The sequence below is a fragment of the Enterobacter ludwigii genome (genome assembly GCA_023023105.1).
Classification (GTDB): Bacteria; Pseudomonadota; Gammaproteobacteria; order Enterobacterales; family Enterobacteriaceae; genus Enterobacter; species Enterobacter adelaidei.
This window is the reverse complement of record CP083824.1, coordinates 3468980-3493855: the sequence shown is the minus strand read 5'-3', so window position 1 is coordinate 3493855 and position 24876 is coordinate 3468980. Positions and strand designations below refer to the sequence as shown.

At 53.2% G+C, this 24876-nt stretch carries 18 protein-coding genes; 10 read left to right on the top strand and 8 right to left on the bottom strand.

Annotated elements, in window-relative coordinates; translation table 11 throughout:
* Positions 1–5: 5 nt before the first annotated feature.
* A complete protein-coding gene (locus LCD46_16835) occupies positions 6–854 on the bottom strand; it encodes a MurR/RpiR family transcriptional regulator (protein ID UOY69723.1) in 849 nt (282 codons plus the stop codon).
* A 118-nt stretch (positions 855–972) separates the two neighbouring features.
* Here LCD46_16835 and murQ point away from each other — a divergent pair, with 118 nt between their 5' ends.
* Genes murQ through tadA form a run of 4 tightly spaced genes read left to right on the top strand, consistent with a single transcriptional unit; the run spans position 973 to position 4442 of the window.
* Positions 973–1866 (top strand): N-acetylmuramic acid 6-phosphate etherase, encoded by an 894-nt coding sequence (gene murQ / locus LCD46_16830; GenBank protein ID UOY69722.1) that lies wholly within the window; start codon positions 973–975, stop codon positions 1864–1866.
* Between the two features lie 11 nt (positions 1867–1877).
* Positions 1878–3239, top strand: coding sequence for a PTS transporter subunit EIIC (locus LCD46_16825; protein UOY69721.1), 1362 nt, complete (start codon positions 1878–1880; stop codon positions 3237–3239).
* Between the two features lie 3 nt (positions 3240–3242).
* The gene (gene yfhb / locus LCD46_16820; GenBank protein ID UOY69720.1) at positions 3243–3878 is read left to right on the top strand and encodes a phosphatidylglycerophosphatase C; all 636 of its coding nucleotides are present in this window, start codon (positions 3243–3245) and stop codon (positions 3876–3878) included.
* A gap of 24 nt (positions 3879–3902) precedes the next feature.
* The gene (gene tadA / locus LCD46_16815; GenBank protein UOY69719.1) at positions 3903–4442 is read left to right on the top strand and encodes a tRNA adenosine(34) deaminase TadA; all 540 of its coding nucleotides are present in this window, start codon (positions 3903–3905) and stop codon (positions 4440–4442) included.
* Here the strand turns inward: tadA and mltF are convergent.
* Positions 4330–5880, bottom strand: coding sequence for a membrane-bound lytic murein transglycosylase MltF (gene mltF / locus LCD46_16810; protein ID UOY69718.1), 1551 nt, complete (start codon positions 5878–5880; stop codon positions 4330–4332). The genes tadA and mltF overlap by 113 nt on opposite strands.
* A gap of 267 nt (positions 5881–6147) precedes the next feature.
* Here mltF and purL point away from each other — a divergent pair, with 267 nt between their 5' ends.
* The 5 genes from purL to glnB all read left to right on the top strand — a co-directional run bounded on the left by purL (position 6148) and on the right by glnB (position 14475).
* Entirely contained in the window at positions 6148–10035 is a 3888-nt protein-coding gene (gene purL, locus LCD46_16805; protein ID UOY69717.1) for a phosphoribosylformylglycinamidine synthase, read from the top strand.
* Between the two features lie 529 nt (positions 10036–10564).
* On the top strand, positions 10565–11992 hold the full coding sequence (gene qseE / locus LCD46_16800) for a two component system sensor histidine kinase QseE/GlrK (protein UOY69716.1): 1428 nt from the start codon (positions 10565–10567) through the stop codon (positions 11990–11992).
* 1 nt (position 11993) lies between these two features.
* The gene (qseG, locus tag LCD46_16795; GenBank protein ID UOY69715.1) at positions 11994–12722 is read left to right on the top strand and encodes a two-component system QseEF-associated lipoprotein QseG; all 729 of its coding nucleotides are present in this window, start codon (positions 11994–11996) and stop codon (positions 12720–12722) included.
* On the top strand, positions 12719–14056 hold the full coding sequence (gene glrR, locus LCD46_16790; protein UOY69714.1) for a two-component system response regulator GlrR: 1338 nt from the start codon (positions 12719–12721) through the stop codon (positions 14054–14056). Before qseG ends, glrR begins: the two co-directional genes overlap by 4 nt.
* A gap of 80 nt (positions 14057–14136) precedes the next feature.
* Positions 14137–14475, top strand: a complete 339-nt coding sequence (gene glnB, locus LCD46_16785; GenBank protein ID UOY69713.1) for a nitrogen regulatory protein P-II — start codon at positions 14137–14139, stop codon at positions 14473–14475.
* A gap of 41 nt (positions 14476–14516) precedes the next feature.
* Here the strand turns inward: glnB and LCD46_16780 are convergent, their stop codons facing one another.
* From LCD46_16780 to hmpA, 5 genes are all read right to left on the bottom strand, one after another.
* Positions 14517–15983: an oligopeptide:H+ symporter gene (locus LCD46_16780; protein UOY69712.1), complete on the bottom strand. Its 1467-nt coding sequence runs from the start codon at positions 15981–15983 to the stop codon at positions 14517–14519.
* Positions 15984–16037: 54 nt separating this feature from the next.
* Positions 16038–18179, bottom strand: coding sequence for a lysine decarboxylase CadA (gene cadA, locus LCD46_16775; GenBank protein ID UOY69711.1), 2142 nt, complete (start codon positions 18177–18179; stop codon positions 16038–16040).
* Between the two features lie 76 nt (positions 18180–18255).
* Positions 18256–19590 (bottom strand): cadaverine/lysine antiporter, encoded by a 1335-nt coding sequence (cadB, locus tag LCD46_16770; protein UOY69710.1) that lies wholly within the window; start codon positions 19588–19590, stop codon positions 18256–18258.
* Between the two features lie 340 nt (positions 19591–19930).
* Positions 19931–21472: a lysine decarboxylation/transport transcriptional activator CadC gene (cadC, locus tag LCD46_16765; protein UOY69709.1), complete on the bottom strand. Its 1542-nt coding sequence runs from the start codon at positions 21470–21472 to the stop codon at positions 19931–19933.
* A 147-nt stretch (positions 21473–21619) separates the two neighbouring features.
* Positions 21620–22810: an NO-inducible flavohemoprotein gene (gene hmpA, locus LCD46_16760; protein ID UOY69708.1), complete on the bottom strand. Its 1191-nt coding sequence runs from the start codon at positions 22808–22810 to the stop codon at positions 21620–21622.
* Positions 22811–23114: 304 nt separating this feature from the next.
* Here hmpA and LCD46_16755 point away from each other — a divergent pair, with 304 nt between their 5' ends.
* Positions 23115–24368: a serine hydroxymethyltransferase gene (locus LCD46_16755; GenBank protein UOY69707.1), complete on the top strand. Its 1254-nt coding sequence runs from the start codon at positions 23115–23117 to the stop codon at positions 24366–24368.
* A gap of 54 nt (positions 24369–24422) precedes the next feature.
* Here the strand turns inward: LCD46_16755 and LCD46_16750 are convergent, their stop codons facing one another.
* Positions 24423–24845 (bottom strand): DoxX family protein, encoded by a 423-nt coding sequence (locus tag LCD46_16750; protein ID UOY69706.1) that lies wholly within the window; start codon positions 24843–24845, stop codon positions 24423–24425.
* Positions 24846–24876: the final 31 nt, after the last annotated feature.

The window sequence follows — 24876 nt, the reverse complement described above, 5'->3', positions numbered from 1 at the left end:
ACGCGTCAAACCAGTTTCTTTACCAGTTCTTCGCTGTGGCGAATGCGCTCGGGTGCGTGTTCCAGATCCTGCTGCACCAGCGCCATAAACAGCAGATCGGTCAGCATCATTTGCGCACTGGTGGACGAGATAGCCGCACTGCGCGTAGCCTGCTCTTCGGCAATGGTATATAAACAGCGCGTTGCCCGCTGTTGCAGGGCATTCGGAGTAAAGCCGGTGATTGCCAGAATTTTACCGCCGACACGCAGGGCTTCGTCGGTCGCCATGTTGATTTCACGACGCTCACCGGAATAGGAGATTGCCAGCAGCAGATCGTCAGGATCCATCGCCTGTACAGTCGCCAGCAGGGCGTGCATATCCTGCTCGACAATGGCGTTATAACCGATTTTGGTTAGCTTCCAGCCAAAATTACGTGCCACCAGGCCGGATGCGCCAATTCCGGTCAAAATGATACGCCGTGCTGCACGTAGCATCGCCACGCTCTCCAGCAGTTTCTCTTCCGTGTTCACATCGAGCGTCGCATGCATGGCCGCGACATTCTCTTTAATCAGCTTTTCCCCAACCAGACGCATCGGGTCATCACCACGGATCTGGTTATGTACGGGCATCGACTGCGGATTGGGGTTACTCACCAGCGCTTCGCTAATCGCCAGTTTGAGGGCGGGAAAGCCCTTAAAGCCAATCTTCTGGGCAAATTTCACCACGCTTGATTGACTCACGCCGGCTTCACTCGCCAGCTGCTGCGAGCTGAGATGGCGGGCGCGATCGGGCTGAGAAAGCAGAAAATCCGCCAGCTTTTTGTCGCTTTGAGCAAAGCCTGCATACCGCTGGCGAATACGAATTAAACAGTTCATAGGTTCTCCTGGCGAAAATGTGATTATCTGCGCAAATACGAATTTTGCTCGCCTGAATGAATTTTATATTCCATTATAGTGTGATTATTATGAATTAAAAATTCCTGAGGTACAAAACATGAATCTTGGCTCACTTGTTTCAGAAACGCGTAACCCGCAAACCATGGATCTGGATGCACTTTCCACCCTTGAGCTGGTTAACCGTTTTAATCAACAGGATACGCTGGTGGCGCAGGCAGTGAAAGAGACATTACCTGAGGTGGCGAAAGCTGTCGATGCCGCGGCGGAAGCACTGAAGGCGGGTGGTCGTATTATTTATATGGGGGCCGGAACCAGCGGGCGTCTTGGCGTACTGGATGCGTCCGAATGCCCACCGACGTTTGGTGTTCCACACGGTCTGGTGGTCGGGTTGATTGCCGGTGGTCCAGGTGCGCTGCTGAAAGCCGTTGAAGGGGCGGAAGATAACAAACAGCTGGGCGAGGATGACCTGAAGGCGCTGAATCTGACAGCGAAGGATCTGGTGGTCGGGCTGGCGGCATCCGGACGCACGCCGTACGTCATTGGCGGGCTGGAATACGCTAACCAGACCGGCTGCACGACGGTCGCCATCTCCTGTAACCCAGGCTCACCGATTGCACAGGTGGCCGCTATAGCTATCTCTCCGGTGGTCGGGCCGGAAGCGCTCACCGGCTCCACGCGCCTGAAATCCGGGACCGCGCAAAAGCTGGTGCTCAATATGATCTCCACCGGTGCAATGGTGAAGTTCGGCAAGGTTTACCAGAACCTGATGGTGGATATGCAGGCGACCAACGTCAAGCTGGTGGACAGAGCCTGCCGCATGGTGATGGAGGCGACGGGCGCAGGGCGTGAAGAGGCAGAAGCGGTGCTCAAACAGACCGATCACGATGTTAAACCGGCCATTCTGATGATCTTAAGCGGGCTGGATGCGGCGGCCGCGAGAGCCAAACTCGATGCGCATAACGGTTTCTTACGGGCGGCATTAGAAAACTAACAGAGGCGTGTATGGATAAAACAGCAGCGCTCGCCAGCAATATCCTGCAAGGAATTGGTGGGGAAGAGAATATTCAGCGTCTGGAAAACTGCATGACGCGCGTGCGGGTCGAAGTGCATAACGATGATCAGCTTGATGTGCCGCGTCTGAAGCAGCTTTCCGGCGTCAGCGGCTACGTGAAACAGGGGCAACAGCACCAGTTGATCGTCGGGCCGGGGAAAGCGGCACAGGTGGTCGACGCCATGCGCGCACTGATGGGCAGCGGAGCAAGCGTGTCGATTGACGATGCTGAACGCACCAAAGCGCAGGCAAAGGCCAAATACAAAGCCCCAATGAGCGATGCGCTGCGCCAACTGGCAAACGTCTTTATTCCGTTGATCCCAGCGTTCATTGCTTCTGGTTTGATCACCGGGATCATTAACATCCTCAAGCGCCCGGATATTGTTGGGGATTTTGCCACTCAGTATCCGAATCTGCTGGGTATTCTCGGGATTTTCGGCAGCGCAGTGTTTGCCATCATGAACATTCTGGTCGGGGTGAACACGGCTAAGGTGTTTGGTGGCTCGCTGGCCATGGGCGGGGTGATGGCAGGGATTTTATCCAGCCCACAACTGGCACAGATAACCCTGTTTGGCGAGGCGCTTCAGCCGGGACGCGGCGGGGTGATTGCTGTACTGCTGGTGGTGATCCTGATGTGCTGGATCGAGAAAAAATTGCGTGCTCTTTTGCCCGGATCAATTGAACTTATCCTCAATCCACTGCTGACGACTCTTATCACCGGCAGTGTGGCGATTGTTGCACTGCAACCCCTGGGCGGCTGGATCTCAGAAGCGATTGCCCATGGCGCGTCTTTGGCTATCGATCGCGGCGGCCTTTTGGTGGGGGCGGTGCTGTCTGGCACTTTCCTGCCATTAGTGCTGACCGGTCTGCATCAGGGTCTGGTACCGATCCATGTCGAGCTGGTGCAGACGCACGGTTACAACGCGCTTCTGCCTATCCTCTCTATGGCAGGCGTGGGACAGGTTGGTGCGGCCATCGCTGTGCTGATGAAAACCCGTAATATGCGCCTGAAAAAAGTGATTAAAGGCGCACTTCCTGTCGGTTTGCTTGGCATTGGTGAACCGCTGATTTTTGGCGTCACGCTGCCGCTGGGCAAACCGTTCCTCGCTGCCTGTCTGGGTGGTGCGGTAGGTGGAGCACTCATCAGCTACTGGAAAGTCGCCACTGTTATCACTTTTGGACTGTCCGGTTTACCGCTGGCGTTGACCATCGTGACCGGAAAAGTGATGCTCTATCTGTTAGGCTATTTAGTAGCGGTGATAGCCGGGTTCCTGTTTACCTGGCTGTTAGGATTCAACGATCCAGAGGAGTAAGGTTTGGCAAATTACGAGCGTCGCGTTGTCTTTTTCGACCTGGATGGAACGCTGCATCAGCAGGATATGTTTGGTACGTTTATGCGCTACCTGTTGCGGCGTCAGCCTCTGAATGCACTGCTCGTATTACCGCTCTTACCCGTGATTGGCATCGCGCTGCTGGTGAAAGGCCGGGCAGCGCGATGGCCGATGAGTCTGCTGCTGTGGGGATGCACGTTTGGCCACAGTGAATCGCGACTCAAACAGCTCGAACAGGATTTTGCACACTGGTTTCGCGGTCATGTCGCCGCGTTTCCTGTCGTTCAGGCGCGTCTCACCAGCTATCTCGATGCGAACGATGCCGATATCTGGCTGATTACCGGTTCACCGCAGACGCTGGTTGAGCAGGTCTATTTTGATACCCCATGGCTCCCCAGGGTGAATCTTATCGCCACACAGATTGCTCGCGGTTATGGCGGTTGGGTGCTCACCCTGCGTTGCCTGGGACATGAAAAAGTGGTGCAACTGGAGAAACGCATCGGTACACCACTGCGTCTTTACAGCGGCTACAGTGACAGTAAACAGGACAATCCGCTGCTCTATTTTTGTCAGCATCGCTGGCGCGTCACGCCGTCAGGGGAACTTCAGCAACTCGAATAGTCTTCTCTCTGGAGGGTGTGTATAATGCCGCCCGCTTTTAGACCGGAGTATCAACCCTTGTCCAATCCTGAACACAATCATGAATACTGGATGCGCCACGCGCTAACGCTGGCTCAACGTGCCTGGGAAGAGGGCGAGGTCCCCGTGGGTGCCGTGCTGGTTTACAACAACCAGGTGATTGGAGAAGGCTGGAATCGCCCGATTGGTCGTCACGATCCCACTGCTCACGCCGAAATCATGGCGCTTCGACAAGGTGGGCTGGTGTTGCAAAACTATCGCCTGCTCGACACCACGCTTTACGTGACGCTTGAACCCTGCGTGATGTGTTCTGGTGCGATGGTACACAGCCGTATTGGCACGCTTGTCTTCGGTGCGCGGGATGAAAAAACCGGCGCTGCCGGCTCACTGATGGATGTTCTGGGACACCCGGGGATGAACCATCAGGTTAAGACTATCGGCGGGGTGCTTGCACCAGAGTGTTCGGGGCTACTAAGTGATTTCTTTCGAATGCGCCGGCAGCAGAAAAAGCAACAAAAGGCAGAATTGAAGTTGTCGGACGATTAAGTTCATCCGGTGTCACAACCGGGTAACTTTGAGCCAGTTGTTTTGCCTCTGCCGCTTCTTTCTCTTTTTCCAGCAGGTATCCTACCAGGCTTATCTGATATTTACGGATATTTTCCACATAGGCGTAAGCCTCATGTCCGCGTGCGTAGCCATATGTCAGCTTGTTGTACCAGGGTTTCTGGCTCAGCAGGGGCAACCGCTGTTTAACGTCTGACCAGCTGTCCGGGTTACCTTTCGTTTTCGCCGTCAGCGCTCGCGCATCAAGCATATGCGCATAACCCATGTTGTAGGCGGCCAGCGCGAACCAGATCCGCTCTTCTTCCGGCACTGTTTCCGGTACCTTGGCCATCATATCCTGCAGGTAGCGTGCACCACCGCTGATGCTCTGTTCGGCATCGGTACGGTCATTCACACCCAGGCTCAGGGCGGTATTTTTGGTTAGCATCATTAAACCGCGTACGCCCGTGGGCGACGTGGCCTGGGTATCCCAGTGAGATTCCTGATAGGAGATAGCCGCCAGCAGTTTCCAGTCAATTTCCTGGGCGTATTTTTCAAACAACGGCTGCAGATCCGGCAAGACACCGTCTATCGCGCGCAGGAAGCTGCGGGTGTCGACATAGTCAAAGTCGTCACCGTGACCGAGATACTTCTCCTCCAGACGCGCCAGGGTACCGTCTTCATTGATGGTATTGAAGAAATCGAGCATCGCCGCAGAGACGGTCTGATCGTCGTCGAGCTGGGTAAACCAGGTAACGGGTTGTTCATCTGTCACGTCCAGCGCTACGGCGATCTCAGGGTGAACGCGCTGGAAAAGACTGATCGCAACCGAATCAGCGATGGTATAGGGCAGTTTCTGATTTTTAACCTGTTCCAGCAGTTCCGTAGTGCCGAGTTTGGGATCGACTGTCCAGCTCAGGTCCGGGTATTTCTTCTCCTTGAGCTCACGCAGATCGTCAATCACCACATGGCCGGGGGCAATCGTCAGTTGTTGATCGTTAATGGTAGCAAGCGTGCGCGGGCGAACGCTTCCGACACGGTAGACCAGTTGCTGCGAAACGGAGTAGTAGGTCGGGCCTGGCTGATAGTTCTTGCTGCGCTCGCTGTTATACACCAGCCCGGCCGCGAGCATATCGGCATCGTCGTTATCGAGGTCATCAAACAACTGGTTGATATTCTGGCGGACGGTAATTTTAAGCTTTACGCCAAGATAATCGGCGAACTGTTGGGCCAGTTCGTAATCCAGACCAATAACTTTGCCGTTGATGTCGCTGTAGATCAGCGGAGAGTTTAGGGTACTGACGCGCAATTCCCCCCGCTCCTTTATGGCGGCGATACGGTTTTCGGCTTTGCCGAACCAGGGGATAGAAGGCCAGAGGGCCACTGCCAGCAGCAACGTCACAATGCCGATGAGCAGATAATTAATCTTTAATTTTTTCAATTAGTTAATTCTCTGCGACGCCGGTTGCCTCAGTCTGCTGTAGCCATGTTAATAATAAGGTTTGCCATTGAATGAGCGGCATTTTGCGTAAACTTGCGCCACTTGGCAACCCATTAGAGAGACAGGTCACATCTATTGTTAAACATCTGCGTAGATTTTATTTCGACGCAAACGGTTTCGTCGGCGCTCAGGATTCTCTATAATGACGCCCGTTTTCCCCCCTTGCGCACACTGTAAGCGCCCCGGCGCTTCGAAGACGAGAGACTTATGATGGAAATTCTGCGTGGTTCGCCTGCACTGTCTGCCTTCCGTATTAACAAACTGCTGGCACGTTTTCAGGCGGCCGACCTTCCGGTAAGCAATATTTACGCTGAGTATGTCCATTTTGCTGACCTGAATGCCCCCCTGAATGCAGAGGAGCGCGTACAGCTGGAACGCCTGCTCAAGTATGGCCCAAGTCTGAGCAGCCATACGCCAACCGGCAAACTGATCCTTGCGACACCGCGTCCGGGCACCATCTCCCCCTGGTCTTCCAAAGCCACCGACATCGCCCACAACTGTGGCCTGAGCCAGATTAACCGTCTGGAACGCGGCGTGGCGTACTATGTGGAAGCTTCCACTCTGAGCGAAGAACAGTGGCAGGCGGTTGCAGCTGAGCTTCATGACCGCATGATGGAGAGTGTTTTTGCCTCTCTCGATGACGCGCAGAAGCTATTCTCCCACCATCAGCCTGCGCCGGTACAGAGCGTGGATTTGCTGGGGCAGGGGCGCCAGGCACTGATTGACGCGAACCTGCGTCTTGGCCTGGCACTGGCAGAAGACGAAATTGATTATCTGCAGGATGCGTTTGTTAAGTTGAACCGCAATCCGAATGACATCGAACTCTATATGTTCGCGCAGGCCAACTCTGAACACTGTCGTCACAAGATTTTCAACGCCGAATGGGTTATCGACGGCGAACAGCAGCCGAAGTCGCTGTTCAAAATGATTAAAAACACCATGGAAAAAACCCCTGACCACGTGCTGTCTGCCTACAAAGACAACGCTGCGGTAATGGAAGGTTCCGAGGTGGGCCGCTTCTTCGCCGATCGCGAAGCAGGGCGCTATGACTTCCATCAGGAGCCCGCGCATATCCTGATGAAGGTCGAAACCCATAACCACCCGACGGCGATCTCCCCGTGGCCGGGTGCGGCGACCGGTTCCGGCGGTGAAATCCGTGATGAAGGCGCAACGGGCCGCGGTGCAAAACCAAAAGCCGGTCTGGTCGGTTTCTCCGTTTCCAACCTGCGCATCCCGGGTTTTGAACAGCCGTGGGAAGAAGATTTCGGCAAGCCAGAGCGCATTGTAACTGCGCTGGATATCATGACTGAAGGCCCGCTGGGCGGCGCGGCGTTTAACAACGAATTTGGTCGTCCGGCGCTGAACGGTTACTTCCGTACCTATGAAGAGAAAGTGGACAGCCACAACGGCGAAGAGCTGCGCGGCTACCACAAACCGATCATGCTGGCGGGCGGGATCGGCAACATTCGCGCCGATCACGTGCAGAAAGGCGAGATCGTCGTGGGCGCGAAGCTGATCGTACTGGGCGGTCCGGCAATGAACATCGGCCTGGGCGGTGGGGCGGCTTCTTCTATGACCTCTGGTCAGTCTGATGCGGATCTCGACTTTGCTTCCGTGCAGCGCGACAACCCGGAAATGGAGCGTCGTTGCCAGGAAGTGATCGACCGCTGCTGGCAGCTGGGTGAAGCTAACCCAATTCTGTTTATTCACGATGTGGGCGCGGGCGGTTTGTCTAACGCCATGCCGGAGTTGGTGAGCGACGGCGGTCGCGGTGGTCGTTTCAACCTGCGCGACATCCTGAGCGATGAGCCGGGTATGAGCCCGCTGGAAATCTGGTGTAACGAATCTCAGGAACGTTATGTTCTGGCCGTTGCAGCGGATCAATTACCGCTGTTTGACGAGCTGTGCCGCCGCGAGCGTGCGCCGTATGCCGTTATTGGTGAAGCGACCGAAGAGAAGCATCTCTCCTTAAGCGACACCCACTTTGACAACCAGCCGATCGATCTACCGCTGGACGTTCTGCTCGGTAAAACGCCGAAGATGACCCGCGACGTTGAAACCCGCAAAGCGGCAGGAAAAGCGCTGGATCGTCAGGGCATTACCGTTGCGGAAGCGGTCAACCGCGTGCTGCACCTGCCGGCCGTGGCAGAGAAAACCTTCCTCGTGACCATCGGCGACCGTACCGTGACCGGTATGGTATCGCGCGATCAGATGGTCGGCCCGTGGCAGATCCCGGTCGCTAACTGCGCCGTGACCACCGCGAGCCTCGACAGCTACTACGGCGAAGCAATGGCGCTGGGTGAACGTACCCCGGTGGCGCTGCTGGACTTCGCGGCCTCTGCTCGTCTGGCCGTCGGTGAAGCGCTGACTAACATCGCTGCAACCCAGATTGGCGATATCAAACGTATCAAACTTTCTGCGAACTGGATGGCCGCTGCTGGTCACCCGGGTGAAGACGCAGGCTTGTATGAAGCGGTAAAAGCGGTGGGTGAAGAGCTGTGCCCTGCGCTGGGCCTGACCATTCCGGTAGGTAAAGACTCCATGTCGATGAAGACCCGCTGGCAGGAAGGCAACGAGCAGCGCGAGATCACCTCTCCGCTGTCGCTGATTATCTCCGCCTTTGCTCGCGTGGAAGACGTTCGTCATACCGTTACGCCGCAGCTCGTGACCGAAGACAACGCCCTGCTGCTGATTGACCTGGGTAAAGGCAACAACGCGCTGGGTGCGACCGCGCTGGCGCAGGTTTACCGTCAGCTGGGCGATAAGCCGGCAGACGTGCGCGATGTGGCGCAGTTAAAAGGCTTCTACGATGCCATCCAGGCGCTGGTTGCGCAGCGTAAGCTGCTGGCCTACCACGACCGTTCCGACGGCGGCCTGCTGGTGACGCTGGCAGAAATGGCTTTCACCGGCCACTGTGGCGTGGAAGCGAATATTGCCTCTCTGGGAGAAGACCGTCTGGCGGCGTTGTTTAACGAAGAGCTGGGCGCCGTGATTCAGGTTCGTGCGGCAGATCGCGACGCGGTTGAAGCGATTCTGGCGAAGCACGGTCTGGCAGATTGTGTGCACTATCTGGGTAAAGCCGTTCAGGGCGACCGATTCGTCATTGAAGCTGACGGTCATGCCGTGTTCAGCGAAAGCCGCTCCACGCTGCGTATGTGGTGGGCAGAAACCACCTGGCAGATGCAGCGTCTGCGCGACAACCCGGAATGTGCCGATCAGGAGCATAACGCGAAGGCAAATGACAACGATCCTGGCCTGAACGTGAAACTCTCCTTCGACATCAACGAAGATGTTGCTGCGCCGTACATTGCGACTGGCGCGCGTCCGAAAGTGGCCGTGCTGCGTGAGCAGGGCGTTAACTCCCACGTTGAGATGGCCGCAGCCTTCCACCGCGCGGGCTTTGATGCCATCGATGTTCACATGAGCGACCTGCTGGCAGGCCGCACCGGTCTGGAAGATTTCCAGGCGCTGGTGGCGTGCGGTGGCTTCTCCTACGGTGACGTGCTGGGCGCGGGTGAAGGTTGGGCGAAGTCCATTCTGTTCAACAATCGCGTGCGTGACGAGTTCGAAACCTTCTTCCACCGTCCGCAAACCCTGGCGCTGGGCGTGTGTAACGGCTGCCAGATGATGTCCAACCTGCGTGAGCTGATCCCGGGCAGTGAAGCCTGGCCGCGCTTTGTGCGCAACCAGTCTGACCGCTTCGAAGCGCGTTTTAGCCTGGTGGAAGTGACTCAGAGTCCTTCTCTGCTGCTGCAGGGCATGGTCGGTTCGCAGATGCCAATCGCGGTGTCTCACGGCGAAGGTCAGGTTGAAGTGCGTGACGCCGCGCATCTGGCTCAGCTGGAGAGCAAAGGCCTGGTGGCGCTGCGCTTTGTCGATAACTTCGGTAAGGTCACTCAAACCTACCCGGCCAACCCGAACGGTTCGGCAAACGGTATCACTGCTGTTACCAGCGAAAGCGGTCGCGCAACCATCATGATGCCGCACCCGGAGCGTGTATTCCGTACCGTGAGCAACTCCTGGCACCCGGAAAACTGGGGCGAGGACAGCCCGTGGATGCGTATCTTCCGCAACGCGCGTAAACAGTTGGGTTAAGCAATAAAATGAATGCAGGCCCGGTGAGCGGAAACGCCACCGGGCTTTTTTATATCTGTCGCAAAACCGCGACAACGCAGTAAAAGGTGTGTCTCCAAATGGAGACATTTAACTTATTGATTTGTATATGACACGACAGTTTCCCGTTAAGGTGTTGCTTAATAGCGACACTTAGCCTGGAAATCATTCAACCGATAATTAACAGGTTAAATGAATAAAAACTATATATATCAATGTGTTAATTTTTAGTTTTGCATTCTGGCACGGCTGTTGCATAATACTAACCAGTGGCTCATTCACCCTCTTATGTCAGCCCCTTCGGGACGTGCTACATAAACTTCGAATGACGCACAAAAAGGTGCCTGCCGTCCAACTACTGATCATAGCGATGCTTTATCAGGCCAGGGCGAAACGTCGAGTTAGGCACCGCCTCATTCCATAACAAAGCCGGGTTTTTACCCGGCTTTGTTGTATCTGAAGGGCAGACTCAGTTACGCTCTGCGTAAACCCCCACTAAGAGAGTAATGCGTTGAAACGCTGGCCCGTTTTTCCCCGCTCCCTGCGACAGCTTGTCATGATGGCCTTCCTGCTGATCCTGCTGCCATTACTGATCCTTGCCTGGCAGGCGTGGCAAAGTCTCAATGCCTTGAGTGCTCAGGCGGCGTTGACTAACCGCACGACGCTCATCGACGCCAGGCGCAGTGAAGCGATGACCAATGCTGCGCTGGAGATGGAGCGTAGCTATCGCCAGTACTGTGTGCTTGACGATCGCACGCTGGAAAAGGTGTATCAGAATCAGCGTAAACGCTATAGCGAGATGCTGGATGCCCACGCAGGGGTGTTGCCGGATGACAACCTGTATAAAGCGTTACGTCAGGATCTGAACGACCTTGCTCAGCTACAGTGTAAAAATAGCGGTCCGGATACGACTGCCGCCGCGCGCCTGGAGGCCTTTGCCAGCGCCAACACCGAGATGGTTCAGTCAACGCGTACCGTGATTTTCTCGCGCGGCCAGCAGCTTCAGCAGGAGATTGCCGAACGTGGACAGTTCTTCGGCTGGCAGGCGCTGGTGCTGTTCCTGGTGAGTCTCGGGCTGGTTCTGCTCTTTACCCGCATGATCATCGGCCCGGTGAAGGGCATTCAGCGTATGATTAACCGTCTGGGAGAGGGAAAATCGCTCGGTGATACGGTTGCCTTTAAAGGTCCGCGTGAGTTGCGGTCCGTTGGCCAGCGTATTATGTGGCTGTCTGAACGTCTGGCATGGCTCGAATCTCAGCGTCATCAGTTTCTGCGCCATATTTCCCATGAGCTTAAAACGCCGCTGGCCAGCATGCGTGAGGGCACGGAACTGCTGGCGGACGAAGTGGCTGGGCCGCTGACCACCGAACAGAAAGAGATTGTCGAGATCCTTGATGCCAGCAGCCGCAATCTGCAAAAGCTGATTGAGCAACTGCTGGATTACAACCGCAAGCTGGCTGATGGCGCGGTTGTACTGGAAAACGTCGAGATTGAGCCGCTGGTGGATATGGTGATCTCCGCTCATAGCTTGCCAGCAAGAGCTAAAATGATGCATACCGGTGTAGAACTGAATGCGCCAGCGTGCCTGGCTGAACCCATGCTGTTAATGAGCGTTCTGGATAATCTTTACTCCAATGCTGTGCACTATGGTACTGAATCCGGTAACATTTATATCCGAAGTTATACGAATGGTTCACGGGTGTTTATTGACGTCGCTAACACCGGCACCCCGATCCCCGATGACGAAAAAGCCATGATATTTGAGCCCTTTTTCCAGGGGAGTCATCAGCGTAAAGGTGCGGTTAAAGGAAGTGGTCTGGGCTTGAGCATCGCCCGAGACTGCATACGACGCATGCAGGGTGAGCTAAACATTGTCACGGACGAACGTTCGGATGTTTGCTTCCGTATCGAATTGCCCCTGAGCCGGAAAAATCAATAACATGAATCTATGTCTGGTGAGTATGTCACACGTCTTTTTCCGCGCCGTACGCGCGGTGTTTTCCCGCAACACGCTTCGCCTGAGCTTGCCTTGTTTATTTCTGGCAGGATGTGTTTCCCATGCGCCGCAAAGTGCAATTAGCGATAAACAAGAAGATAAATGGCCAGATAACCAACTGGCAGACTTTCTTTCAACCCGCTGTGAGGACATCTGGAACCTGTCAGGTCATGACGTTGAAAGCAACCCACTGTTCTGGCTACGCGGAATAGATTGCGCCCAGCGTCAGGCACCGGTAGACGCTCGTTCGAAAGCAGCGATGCTGGATGACGACACCTGGCAGGACGCTTTCAAGCGCGGGATTTTACTGGCAGATGCGAAAATCACACCCGTTGAACGCCGCGCCAACGTGACCCGGCTGGACATGTTTGTGGTCAACCTTCCGGTCCAGATTCGCCCGGTATATCAGCTCTGGCGTGATGGGCAGACATTACAACTTCAACTGTCTGAAGAGCGCTCCCGCTACAGCAAATTGCAGCAGTCCACCGACAGCGAACTTGATACGCTGCGTCAACAGCAGCAACATTTGCGTACGCAACTGGATACCACGACGCGTAAGCTGGAAAACCTGACCGATATCGAAAGACAGCTTTCGTCGCGTAAATATCAGCCGGGGAGTTCATCTGCTGCACCGGACAGCGATACGCCGAAACAAGAGGATGTGAAGCCATGACCAGCCGTAAGCCTGCCCATCTCTTACTGGTGGATGACGATCCCGGGCTGTTAAAGCTGCTGGGCATGCGTCTGGTGAGTGAAGGCTACAGCGTGGTAACCGCTGAGAGCGGGCAGGAGGGGCTGAGAATTCTCAGCCGCGAGAAGATTGATCTGGTGATAAGCGACCTGCGGATGGACGAAATGGACGGCCTGCAGCTGTTCGCGGAGATCCAGAAGCAGCAGCCGGGCATGCCTGTCATTATTCTCACGGCGCACGGGTCGATCCCGGATGCGGTTGCCGCGACACAGCAGGGGGTGTTCAGCTTCCTGACCAAGCCGGTGGACAAAGATGCGCTGTATAAGGCTATCGACAGCGCGCTGGAACATGCTGCCCCGTCGAATGATGAAGCGTGGCGGGAGTCTATCGTCACCCGCAGCCCCATTATGCTGCGTCTGCTCGAACAGGCCCGTATGGTGGCGCAATCTGACGTCAGCGTGCTCATTAACGGCCAGAGCGGTACCGGGAAAGAGATCCTAGCGCAGGCGATTCATAATGCCAGCCCGCGCAGCAAAAACGCTTTTATTGCGATTAACTGCGGCGCACTCCCGGAACAGCTGCTCGAATCTGAACTGTTTGGGCATGCCCGCGGCGCTTTCACTGGCGCGGTAAGCAGCCGGGAAGGGTTATTCCAGGCAGCGGAAGGCGGCACGCTTTTCCTGGATGAGATTGGCGACATGCCTGCGCCGCTGCAGGTTAAATTACTGCGTGTGTTGCAGGAACGAAAAGTTCGCCCGCTGGGCAGCAACCGCGATATTGATATTAATGTGCGTATTATTTCGGCGACACACCGCGATTTACCGAAGGTGATGGCCCGCAACGAGTTTCGCGAAGATCTATACTACCGTTTGAACGTGGTGAACCTGAAGATCCCAGCGCTGGCCGAACGTGCGGAAGACATTCCCCTGCTGGCGAACCATCTTTTACGCCAGGCGGCCGATCGCCATAAACCGTTCGTTCGTGCGTTTTCCACCGATGCGATGAAACGGTTGATGGCCGCAAGCTGGCCGGGCAACGTGCGTCAACTGGTGAACGTAATTGAGCAGTGCGTCGCGCTGACCTCATCACCGGTTATCAGCGACGCGCTGGTGGAGCAGGCACTGGAAGGGGAAAACACGGCATTGCCGACGTTTGCCGAAGCGCGGAATCAGTTCGAGCTGAACTATTTGCGTAAGCTGCTGCAAATTACCAAAGGCAACGTGACCCACGCGGCGCGAATGGCGGGGCGTAACCGCACCGAATTCTACAAGTTACTGTCTCGGCACGAGCTGGAAGCGAACGATTTTAAAGAGTAGTACCGCAAAATTCGCTTGAATATGATACTGTGAGAAACCGATTACGAAGCAGCTTACAGGCAAGAGTTTAAGGACCCACCATGAAAAAGATCGATGCGATTATTAAACCTTTCAAACTGGATGATGTACGTGAAGCGCTGGCGGAAGTTGGCATCACCGGGATGACCGTGACGGAAGTGAAAGGTTTTGGTCGTCAAAAGGGCCACACCGAGCTTTACCGTGGCGCAGAGTACATGGTGGACTTTCTGCCGAAAGTGAAAATTGAAATCGTGGTGAGCGACGACATCGTGGATACCTGTGTGGATACCATCATTCGCACGGCGCAGACGGGCAAAATCGGCGACGGCAAAATCTTCGTCTTTGACGTGGCGCGCGTGATCCGTATCCGTACCGGCGAAGAAGACGACGCGGCGATTTGATGGTATTCCTTCGCTGCCATTCCCTGGCGGCGAAGGGGCTTTTAATCGTGCTCTGTTTCCGGCAACGTGAGTGGAGAAGGGGTAAAACATCTTCTCAAACCAACGAATGTAACGATCAGCACCACGCAGCCTAGCGTCCACCCGCTCATCTGAGAGAAAAAGTGGGCATAGGCAGCAATCGCCGTATCGTTAATCTGTGGCTCTGTCGTTTGTTGCGCCACGCGTCCTGCCAGCCAGTTGGCGACTGCGCCTGTTGCCAGCATATAAATCCCCGTTAACAGACCTGTGATGCCCGGTAGATTCAGACGGGTGATTTGCGCCATCGCTACCGGGTCGATAAACAGTTCGGCGAAACCCATTAGCGCCAGACCGGCGATCATCATCCCCATTGAAACCTGTCCGTTTAACCCGCCATGACGTGCATTCAGCGCCAGTAACATAAAACCAACGCTCATTAACAACAGACCTAATGCGAACTTCAGCCATACGCGTAGCGCTGAGCGTATTTTCCCTTCCGGACGCGCTAGCCAGGAAAGGGCAATACCTGCTGCCATTACTGCAATGGCATTAACTGACTGAAACAGCGCCGTTGGTACCTCAATATTAAGCAGATGTCGGTTAACAAAGCGGTCGATAAACAGGCTTATAGTACTGCCACCCTGCTGTGCCAGCACCCAGAACAGCGTCCCTGTTATCATCAGTATCGCGATTTGCCAAAGTGCGCGGCGATGCTCAGGAAATCTCATCATAATGCGCGCCACCATTATCACAGCAAACGCGCACACGGCGACCAGTAGATAACCAGAGCCATTATTCTCCAGTAACAGGGTAAAAAAGAGGGGCGCGATGCACAGCATTATCAGCAGCCAGCCCCAGACCGGGAGGAGATACTTTTTGCTGCATAATGCCTGTTTATTAACACCGCGCGTATGGTGGAAGTGGTGATGCCCGCTGAGGAAAATCAGCAAACCTGCAAACATGCCGATCCCGGCCAGTGCAAAGCCAATATGCCAGCCGTACCATTGCGCCGCCAGTCCGCAGGCAATCGGCGCAGCAATGGAGCCAATGTTCCCTGCGGCATATAACAGCGAAAATCCGCCATCACGACGTGGATCGTCATGGGCATAAAGTTCTCCCAACAGACAACTGATATTGGATTTAAACAGACCGTAACCACATATGATGATCGCCAGTGCAGCGTACAGACTGCGGGTTGAGTCAGATTCGATACCTAACACCACATGGCCGAACGTCATCAGCAATGCACCGGTAATAATGGCCGTGCGGTTGCCAAGCAGGCGGTCAGCCAGCCAGCCGCCGAGAATAGGGGTGACGTAGACCAAAGATGCGTAAGCGCTAAAGAGTGTGATGGCGTGGCTATCGTCGAAACCAAGCTGATGGGTGAGGTAGAGGATAAGCAGAGCACGCATGCCGTAAAAGCTGAAATATTCCCAGATTTGAATCGCCACGATGTAATAAATCGCGCGCGGTTGTGAGGGTGTTTTCATGTTATCTCCTTGCGGCGTGAAAAAGGGAAGTGGCAAGCCACTTCCCTTTAGTCTTTATTTATCGTTTTTCAGTACCTTAACGGTATAACGACCATCCGCCTGGCGATATGCACCATGGATGTCGGTTTCAAAGCCTGGATAGTGAGCACCTATTTCGCACAGCATTTGCAGGAATTCCAGCACTGGACGGCTCTCTTCAGTGATCATCTCACCAGGCATAACCAGCGGTACTCCTGGAGGATATGGCAGGATCATATTGGCGTTGACGCGGCCCACCATCTCACTGAGATAGACCTCTTCCGTCTCACCATGCAGCTCTTTCTGGAACGCGGCATACGGTGTTATCACCATTTTTGGCAGCACTTCAAATGCACGGAACATCAGATCCGGCAGATTATGATGCTCAACGAGTTTATGAATGTTCTGTGCAAGCTCCTGAATGCGCATGCTTTCGTAGAACTCAGGATTCTCACGATAGAGCGATGGCAGCATGTTTTTCACGCGCAGATTGAGATCGAAAGCGCGTTTGAAATCGGTGAGTGCGCGGAGCAGACTCAGGGCTTTCGTTTTATCAATACCGATGCTGAACAGGAACAGCAGGTTATACGGACCCGTTTTCTCAACCACGATGCCTTGTTCATCAAGGTATTTCGCGATGATACTGGCAGGAATACCGAAGTCGTCCATGGTGCCATCTTTCTTCATCCCCGGTGTCAAAATGGTGACTTTAATCGGGTCGAGATACATATGCTCGTTATCAATGTTCTTGAAACCGTGCCATGCACTATCGGAACGCAGAGGCCAGCATTCAGGCTCATCAATGTGTTCCGGCTGCCACACATCGAAGAACCAGCCTTCAGATTCGCCTTTCAGGCGTTTAATCTCTTTGCGGAATTTCACTGCGCGCTGAATAGAACCGTCGATCAGACGCTTACCGGCATTACCTTTCATCATCGCCGCAGCGGTTTCAGTGGATGCCACAATCCCATAGTGCGGAGAGGTTGTCGTGTGCATCATGTAAGCTTCGTTGAAGGTCTCTTCGTTTACGTCGCCTTTTACATGAATCATCGAAGCCTGAGAAAACGCCGCCAGCAGTTTGTGCGTGGACTGAGTTTCATAAATCACTTTACCTTCCACACGACCGCCGCTCATCCCACTTTTACCCGCGTAAATAGGGGAGAAATTGGTATAAGGTACCCAGGCCGAGTCAAAGTGGATGGATTTTACATCCAGCGTTTTCTTGATGTAGTCAGTGTTGTAGAGCAGACCATCGTAGGTGGAATTGGTTATAACGGCGTGCACTGGCCAGGTCGCGTTTGGCGTCTCTTTTACGCGTTTGGCAATGGTTGCATGCTGAAGTTCGCTCTGCGGGATCCCGCCGAGAATACCGTATGCGTTACGGGTTGGTCGGAAATAGATCGGTGTAATATCGCTCATCATCATCAGATGCGTCAGCGATTTATGGCAGTTTCGATCGATCAGTACAGTGCTGCCTGCAGGTGCTGAGTACATGCCGACAATTTTGTTCGCTGTGGATGTACCGTTGGTCACCATGTAGCTGCGCTCAGCATTGAATACACGAGCGATATACTCTTCTGCCTCTTTGTGCGGGCCGCTATGGTCAAGCAGTGAACCGAGTTCGGATACGGAAATCGAGATGTCAGATTTCATGGTATTAGGGCCGAAGAAGTCGTAGAAAAGACTTCCTACCGGGCTTTTCTGGAAGGCGGTGCCGCCCATATGGCCAGGTGTACAGAACGTATATTTCCCTTCGCGAACATATTTGAACAGCGCTTTGGTCAGCGGCGGCAAAATCGTGTCGATATATTCATCTGTGTTCTGTTTGATTTTGGCGGCGATATCGTCAGCGGCACCGAGTGCATACTCAAAGAAACGTACTTTCATACGCAGATCGTTGAGGCTGACGTCGAGCGTGGAGTATGAATTAGCGAATGCATACAGCGGCATGTATTCGTTCATTTTGCTGATGTCTTCGCACAGCTCGAGATTGTATTTATCCCAGTCGAAAATAACGCCGCACAGACGCGCATTGTTCTCAATGAGTTTCAGTAAGTCTTCGCGGTCATTTGGGTAAACAATACGGAAATCCAGACGCTCAAGTGCGCGGTGGAGCTCACGGATAGGTTCTTCTTTAAAGTAAACGCCCATGTGATTCATGATAGCGATAACATTCATAGTCTTATCTCCAGGTGTAGAAAACCCCTCCCGTCACGGTGTGACAGGTGTCAGGAAGGGCTATAAGAAAGGGGGATTAAAGTGCGTCGGCAGTGGTGCTTTCGGCTTCGTTGTTATGTTGGCGCTGGTACATCTTGCGGCCATAGAACATCAGAATGACGAGGCTGACGATAAAGGTGCCAGACAGTTCGAAGGAGTTGGCCCCCATCAGTGCGATGAAGCAGAACGCGCAGCCAAGAATGGAGCAGACCAGGCTTGCCAGGTTGCGAACGTTAACGCCTTCGAAGCGAATCAGGTCAACGCAGGAGTAGAAATACGGCAGCATGGTCAGCAGTACTGCGATACCCGTCAGTTCGCCGAACAGGTCTGAGGCTTTACCGCCGCTTGAGTTCATCACGGTGATGAGAACCATCAGTACGGTCATTTTCAGCGCTGCCAGCAGCAGGCCTTTTTTCGGGATACCATTGCTATCAACTTCGCCGTAAATTTTCGGGAAGTTACCATCGTTAGCGGCGCGAACCCCGGCCTGGCCTACCAGCATCATCCAGGAGCCCAGTGAGGTCAGGCAGGCGAAGGCGGTGAAGGCAGATACTATCGGTGCAGCCCAGTTACCCATTATGGTTGAGGCACTGATAGCGAATGGTGCGCCAGAAGCGGCCATTTCAGAGGCCGGATACATACCAGAAATCACCTGTGTTGCCGCGATATAAACAATACCGGCCAGAGCGGTACCCAGCATGGTTGCCAGAGGCACTGTGCGTTTAGGGTTTTTCACCATCCCGGTGCTTACCGCAGCGGATTCAACCCCAACGAATGCCCACAGGCAGAGCAGGATACTTTTGATCACCGCATGAGGGTCGGTAGTGGTAGAGGTGTTCCAGTTTGCCTGATAGATGGCAGCATCAAACCAGTGCCATCCCGCAATCGCAGTCACTACGACCGGGATCAGCACCAGTACCAGACCGATAGTCGTCAGGCGGCTCACCCAGGTCCCGCCAAGCATATTCACAAAGGTAAACAGCCAGACAATTGCAATACAGGCAATACCTGCCGGAACAGGATTATTTAATGCCGGGAAGAAGGTGGAAAGATAAGAAACAGCGGTAATACCAATTGCCAGATTACCAATCCAGTTTGCGTGGTAATAAAGCACACCGGTCTGGAAACCGAAAGCGGGAGATAATTCCCCGGCATAAGCAATTGGGCCACCTTGTTGAGGGTTTTTGGTGGCCAGGCGGGCGTAGACATATGCCAGAGACATTGCCCCAATAATGGAAATGACCCATCCCCAAATTGCAATGCCTCCGATGCTGGCAAGGTTGGCGGGTAATAAAGCAATACCGCTTCCCATCATATTACCGGCGACGACACCGGTGCAGGCAAATAGGCCTATCTTTTTGGCTGAACTCATGTTCGTTTCTCCTGAATTTTATTTTGGAGGTGCGGACCGTTGTTTAAGGCTCAAAATGATCCGACCGACTGACCGCAAGGTTACGGATGCGAACAGGAGAAGTCCTAAAGATAAAGTGAAATAAAAGACAACTTCAAAAAAATGATACCCTGAGATTTTTTCGTTAACATATCAGGATAAAAATTTTATATCAGGAAAAGATAAGTAATGATATCTGACAGGGGGTTGATGATATTTTTATTACGGTGGGGATTGTTGCCTGGAGGTAACAATTAACACCTCCTGGCAACATTTTTACTACTTACTGAATAAATTCATTAACGCATTCAGAGGGCGCTTTCTACTCTTGTGCAAGAAAAGTTTTTAAATAAGGGGCTGCTTTTTTAATGGAAGTCTGGAAAACGCCATTCTCAATCCAGTAGAGAGTGTTTTCACCCGGCCTTAAGTTAAATGCTGTAATATAAGCATCAGCCGCCAGACGATTATCACCCTTCATCTCATAGATCTTTCCCAGTAAGACATAATTTAGCCAGGACATTTCGAGTTCAATGCTTTTGTTAATGTTCCTGTATGCATTGTCAATATCACCTTTACTTAATCCATTGATAGTCTGTATTTGATACCACGTTGCTGATTCCTCAATGCCGGGAAGTTGCGCGATTTTACTCAGCTCATTATTCAGCGCGGTAAGTTGAGGTTCATTGAACTGTTGCTGTGAATGTCGTAGTACATCCACCAGTACTTTTTCCAGCAGCGCATTTATAAAGTCAGGTGCGTCTTTTGCGACGACGTTGAGTAACTCGCTGGCTTTATTTAATGACACGACATCACCTTCCATAATCAACTGGTCAGCCTGGTAGTACTGCGCCAACGACAGGCTTTGCGAATTGCGGAACTGGGCAAGTTGTGCCTGCATACGAGGTGGCCAGGGCTGCGTCAACACGGCGGAGAGACTGTGGAGGAGATCTTCCTGTACCGATAACAGTGTGTTGTCGGTAATAAAGTAGCGCTTGTCCAGCATGACAGAGCTGTCTGCATTATCGACCAGCAATACAGACATAAAACATTGCTGTGCCCGGTAATGACGTTGATTAACGAATTTGATGGTGAGTGTTTTCCCGGAGCTACTGGGTTCTGTCACGTTGTAGTTGGTTTTGTCATGCACCATAAAGGTGGAATATGTGTTCAGGGACGAGGTAATCAGGTTTCCCAGGCCGATGGCGTAGGACTGTTGAGAAGACCACTTGTTGCAAGAGATACCGCGCTCAAAGCGTACATCTATATCGCGTGGATTGAGTAGCAGACGTGTTTTGGTCACCGGTGGGTGAGAATTGATAAGCGACATGATAACCAGCGCAATCAACGCACCAAGTGACAACAGAAACAGTAGCCAGGTCCAGAAGGAGGCGACACGATTTCGTCGATCGACTTTTTTTCGCGCCTGTCTGAATGAGGGAGCGGATGCTGTTTCCGGTTCAGGAAGCGTATTGACCTGTCCGGCAGGCGTCGTTTCTGGTGAGGCTATAAGCGTGGATGGCCCACTGTCGGCGCTTTCTTCAGTCATCCAGACCACCGGCGCGGTGAGCTTGTAGCCCCTCTTTGGCACAGTGGTGATGTATTCTGGACTCTGTTCATCACCGTCTTTCAGCCATTTACGGAGTTCTGAAATGCTCTGGGTAACCACATGACTGGTGACAATATTGCGCATCCAGATGTTATCAATGATCTCATCCCGGCTCAGGACTTCATCAGGATGACTGGCGAAATACACCAAAAGATCAATTAAGCGTGGTTCAAGCGTCAGTTGGCGACCTTGCCGACTAATTTGATTTATGGACGGCGTAACTCGCCACTCGCCAACGCGTACAACAGGTTGTTGCATAAAAAAGCGTCCCCAAGCGGAAAAGGGAAAAGAAAAATCATAACATGAATGACAAACTCATTATTGATAAGCCACAAGACTCAATGTTGAAGATGAAAGAATAAAAGGATGCCGCTAAATACAGCATCCTGAGAGGAATTGGTCGGTTTACAGCACTTTATGAGGCCCGAAACACTCGTAATGAATGTTTTCAGATTTGATCCCCAGCGTAACTAACTGTCTGGCGGCAAACTGCATAAATGCGACTGGGCCGCAGAGCCAGAATTGCATCTCTGGATTGCTGAACAGGCTCTCGTGTTTACTCAAATCCATCAAGCCCTCGCTGTCGAATCGTGCATTCTGGCGGTCATCTTCATTAGGCTGGCGATACCAGGTATGTGCGGTAAAGCGTGGCAGGATCGCCCCCAGCGTTTTTACTTCATCCGAAAAGGCATGCACATCTCCGTTCTCGGCGGCGTGGAACCAGTTTACCTGTGCGGTGTGGGTTGCTTTCGCCAGCGTATCGAGCATCGCCAGCATTGGCGTTTGGCCGACACCCGCAGAGATCAGCGTGACAGGGGTATGCGTTTCAACGGCCATAAAGAAATCACCAGCAGGTGCGGCCAGATGTACCACGTCGCCCACGCTGGCTTTGTTGTGCAACCAGTTTGAAACCTGACCTCCTTCTTCACGCTTCACTGCGATACGGTAACGTTTACCGTCATGTTTGCGGGTCAGGGAGTACTGGCGAATTTCCTGATGCGGGAAACCTTCAGGCTTCAGCCAGACGCCCAGATACTGTCCTGGCTGATAATCAGCTACCGGCTGACCGTCAACCGGTTCAAATTCAAAGCTGGTAATAAGCTGGCTGCGCGGCGTTTTCTCAACGATACGAAACGCACGCGTACCTTCCCAGCCACCGTTCTTACTGGCGTTTTCGCTGTAGATTTGCGCTTCACGATTGATGAATACGTTTGCCAGCACGCCATAGGCTTTCCCCCACGCGTCCAGTACCTCCTGACCCGGACTGAACATTTCGTCCAGGGTCGCTAACAGATGGCCGCCAACGATGTTGTACTGCTCCGGTTTGATCTGGAAGCTGGTATGTTTCTGCGCGATTTTTTCCACCGCAGGCAGCAGCGCTGCCAGGTTTTCAATATTACTGGCGTAGGCCGCGATAGCATTGAACAGGGCTTCGCGCTGATCGCCATTACGCTGGTTGCTCATGTTGAAAATCTCTTTGAGCTCCGGGTTGTGCGTGAACATACGATCGTAGAAATGGGCAGTGAGTTTAGGGCCGGTTTCTACCAGCAGGGGAATAGTGGCTTTTACAGTAGCGATGGTTTGAGCGTCGAGCATGAGCGCGTCCTTCTGATGTCATTTTAATGATGTATTTTAAATGCATCTTATAAAAAATACCCCTTCGTTGTAAATGGTTCTTTGCAACATGAAAAATATGCATCACAAACCTGAAAAGAAATCGGTTGAAAATGTCGAGAGCTTTATTCCTCAAACCCTTGCGTGGCGTGAAGGAAAACGTTTGCGTAAAATCGTTTGTCAAGACCTGTTATCACAGAACTATTCAGTTATACTGTTGCCCGTCGTCCAACAGGACTGCCTTTTCAGGCCAAAATTTACTTGTTAGCTGAGTCAGGAGATGCGGATGTTAAAGCGTGAAATGAACATTGCCGATTATGATGCCGAACTGTGGCAGGCTATGGAGCAGGAAAAAGTACGTCAGGAAGAGCACATCGAACTGATCGCCTCCGAAAACTACACCAGCCCGCGCGTAATGCAGGCGCAGGGCTCTCAGCTGACCAACAAATATGCTGAAGGTTATCCGGGTAAGCGTTACTACGGCGGTTGTGAGTACGTTGATATCGTTGAGCAACTGGCTATCGACCGTGCGAAAGAGCTTTTTGGTGCTGACTACGCTAACGTGCAGCCGCACTCTGGCTCTCAGGCTAACTTCGCGGTCTACACCGCGCTGCTGCAACCGGGTGATACCGTTCTGGGTATGAACCTGGCGCAGGGCGGCCACCTGACTCACGGCTCCCCGGTTAACTTCTCCGGCAAACTGTACAACATCATTCCTTACGGTATTGATGAGTCCGGTAAGATTGACTACGAAGACATGGCGAAGCAGGCGCAGACCCATAAGCCGAAAATGATCATCGGCGGTTTCTCTGCTTACTCCGGTATTGTTGACTGGGCAAAAATGCGTGAAATCGCAGACAGCATCGGTGCTTACCTGTTCGTAGACATGGCGCACGTTGCGGGTCTGATTGCCGCAGGCGTTTACCCGAACCCGGTACCACACGCTCACGTTGTGACCACTACCACCCACAAAACCCTGGCGGGTCCTCGCGGTGGCCTGATCCTGGCGAAAGGCGGTGATGAAGAGCTGTACAAAAAACTGAACTCTGCTGTGTTCCCAAGCGCGCAGGGCGGCCCTCTGATGCACGTTATCGCGGCAAAAGCGGTGGCGCTGAAAGAAGCGATGGAGCCAGAGTTCAAGGTTTACCAGCAGCAGGTTGCCAAAAACGCCAAAGCGATGGTGGAAGTGTTCCTGAACCGTGGCTACAAAGTGGTCTCCGGTGGTACTGAAAACCACCTGTTCCTGCTGGATCTGGTTGATAAAAACCTGACCGGTAAAGAAGCTGACGCTGCCCTGGGCCGCGCAAACATCACCGTGAACAAAAACAGCGTACCAAACGATCCGAAGAGCCCGTTTGTGACCTCCGGTATCCGTATTGGTTCACCAGCAGTGACTCGCCGTGGCTTTAAAGAAGCGGAAGTGAAAGAGCTGGCTGGCTGGATGTGTGACGTTCTGGACAATATCAATGACGAAGCGGTTATCGAGCGCGTTAAAGGTAAAGTTCTGGATATCTGCGCACGCTTCCCGGTATACGCATAATTCCTCTGCTTTGCAGAAATAAAAAAGGCCGCGCTTGCGGCCTTTTTTTATGGCTCAACGCCGGTCAAGGGAAATCGCGCCAGGCCCGACGATCGCCAGCAGAATAAAGGCACCAGCAATACTGACATTCTTGTAGAAGTTAATCATATTCGGTACGACCGCATCACCGGTCATATCCCAGTAGTGATGGCCTATTACCGCGGTTCCCAGAGTGTAAAACACAAACAGGACGGCGAGAGGACGGGTGAAAAAACCCAGTACGATCAGAATAGCGGCGGGCACTTCCATTACCACCGCAATAATGGCCGCCAGCATGGGCATTGGTGTACCCAGCGAGGTCATATATTGCACGGTGCCGCTAAACCCTGTGAGTTTCGGATAGCCAAAAATAATAAACAGTACAACAAGTGCGATGCGGCCAATCAACAGCAACAGGTGACGCGACTGACCGAAATCGAAATAACGAAGTGAGTTCATGGCAGAAAACCTCTGCAAGTGGAGTAATTTA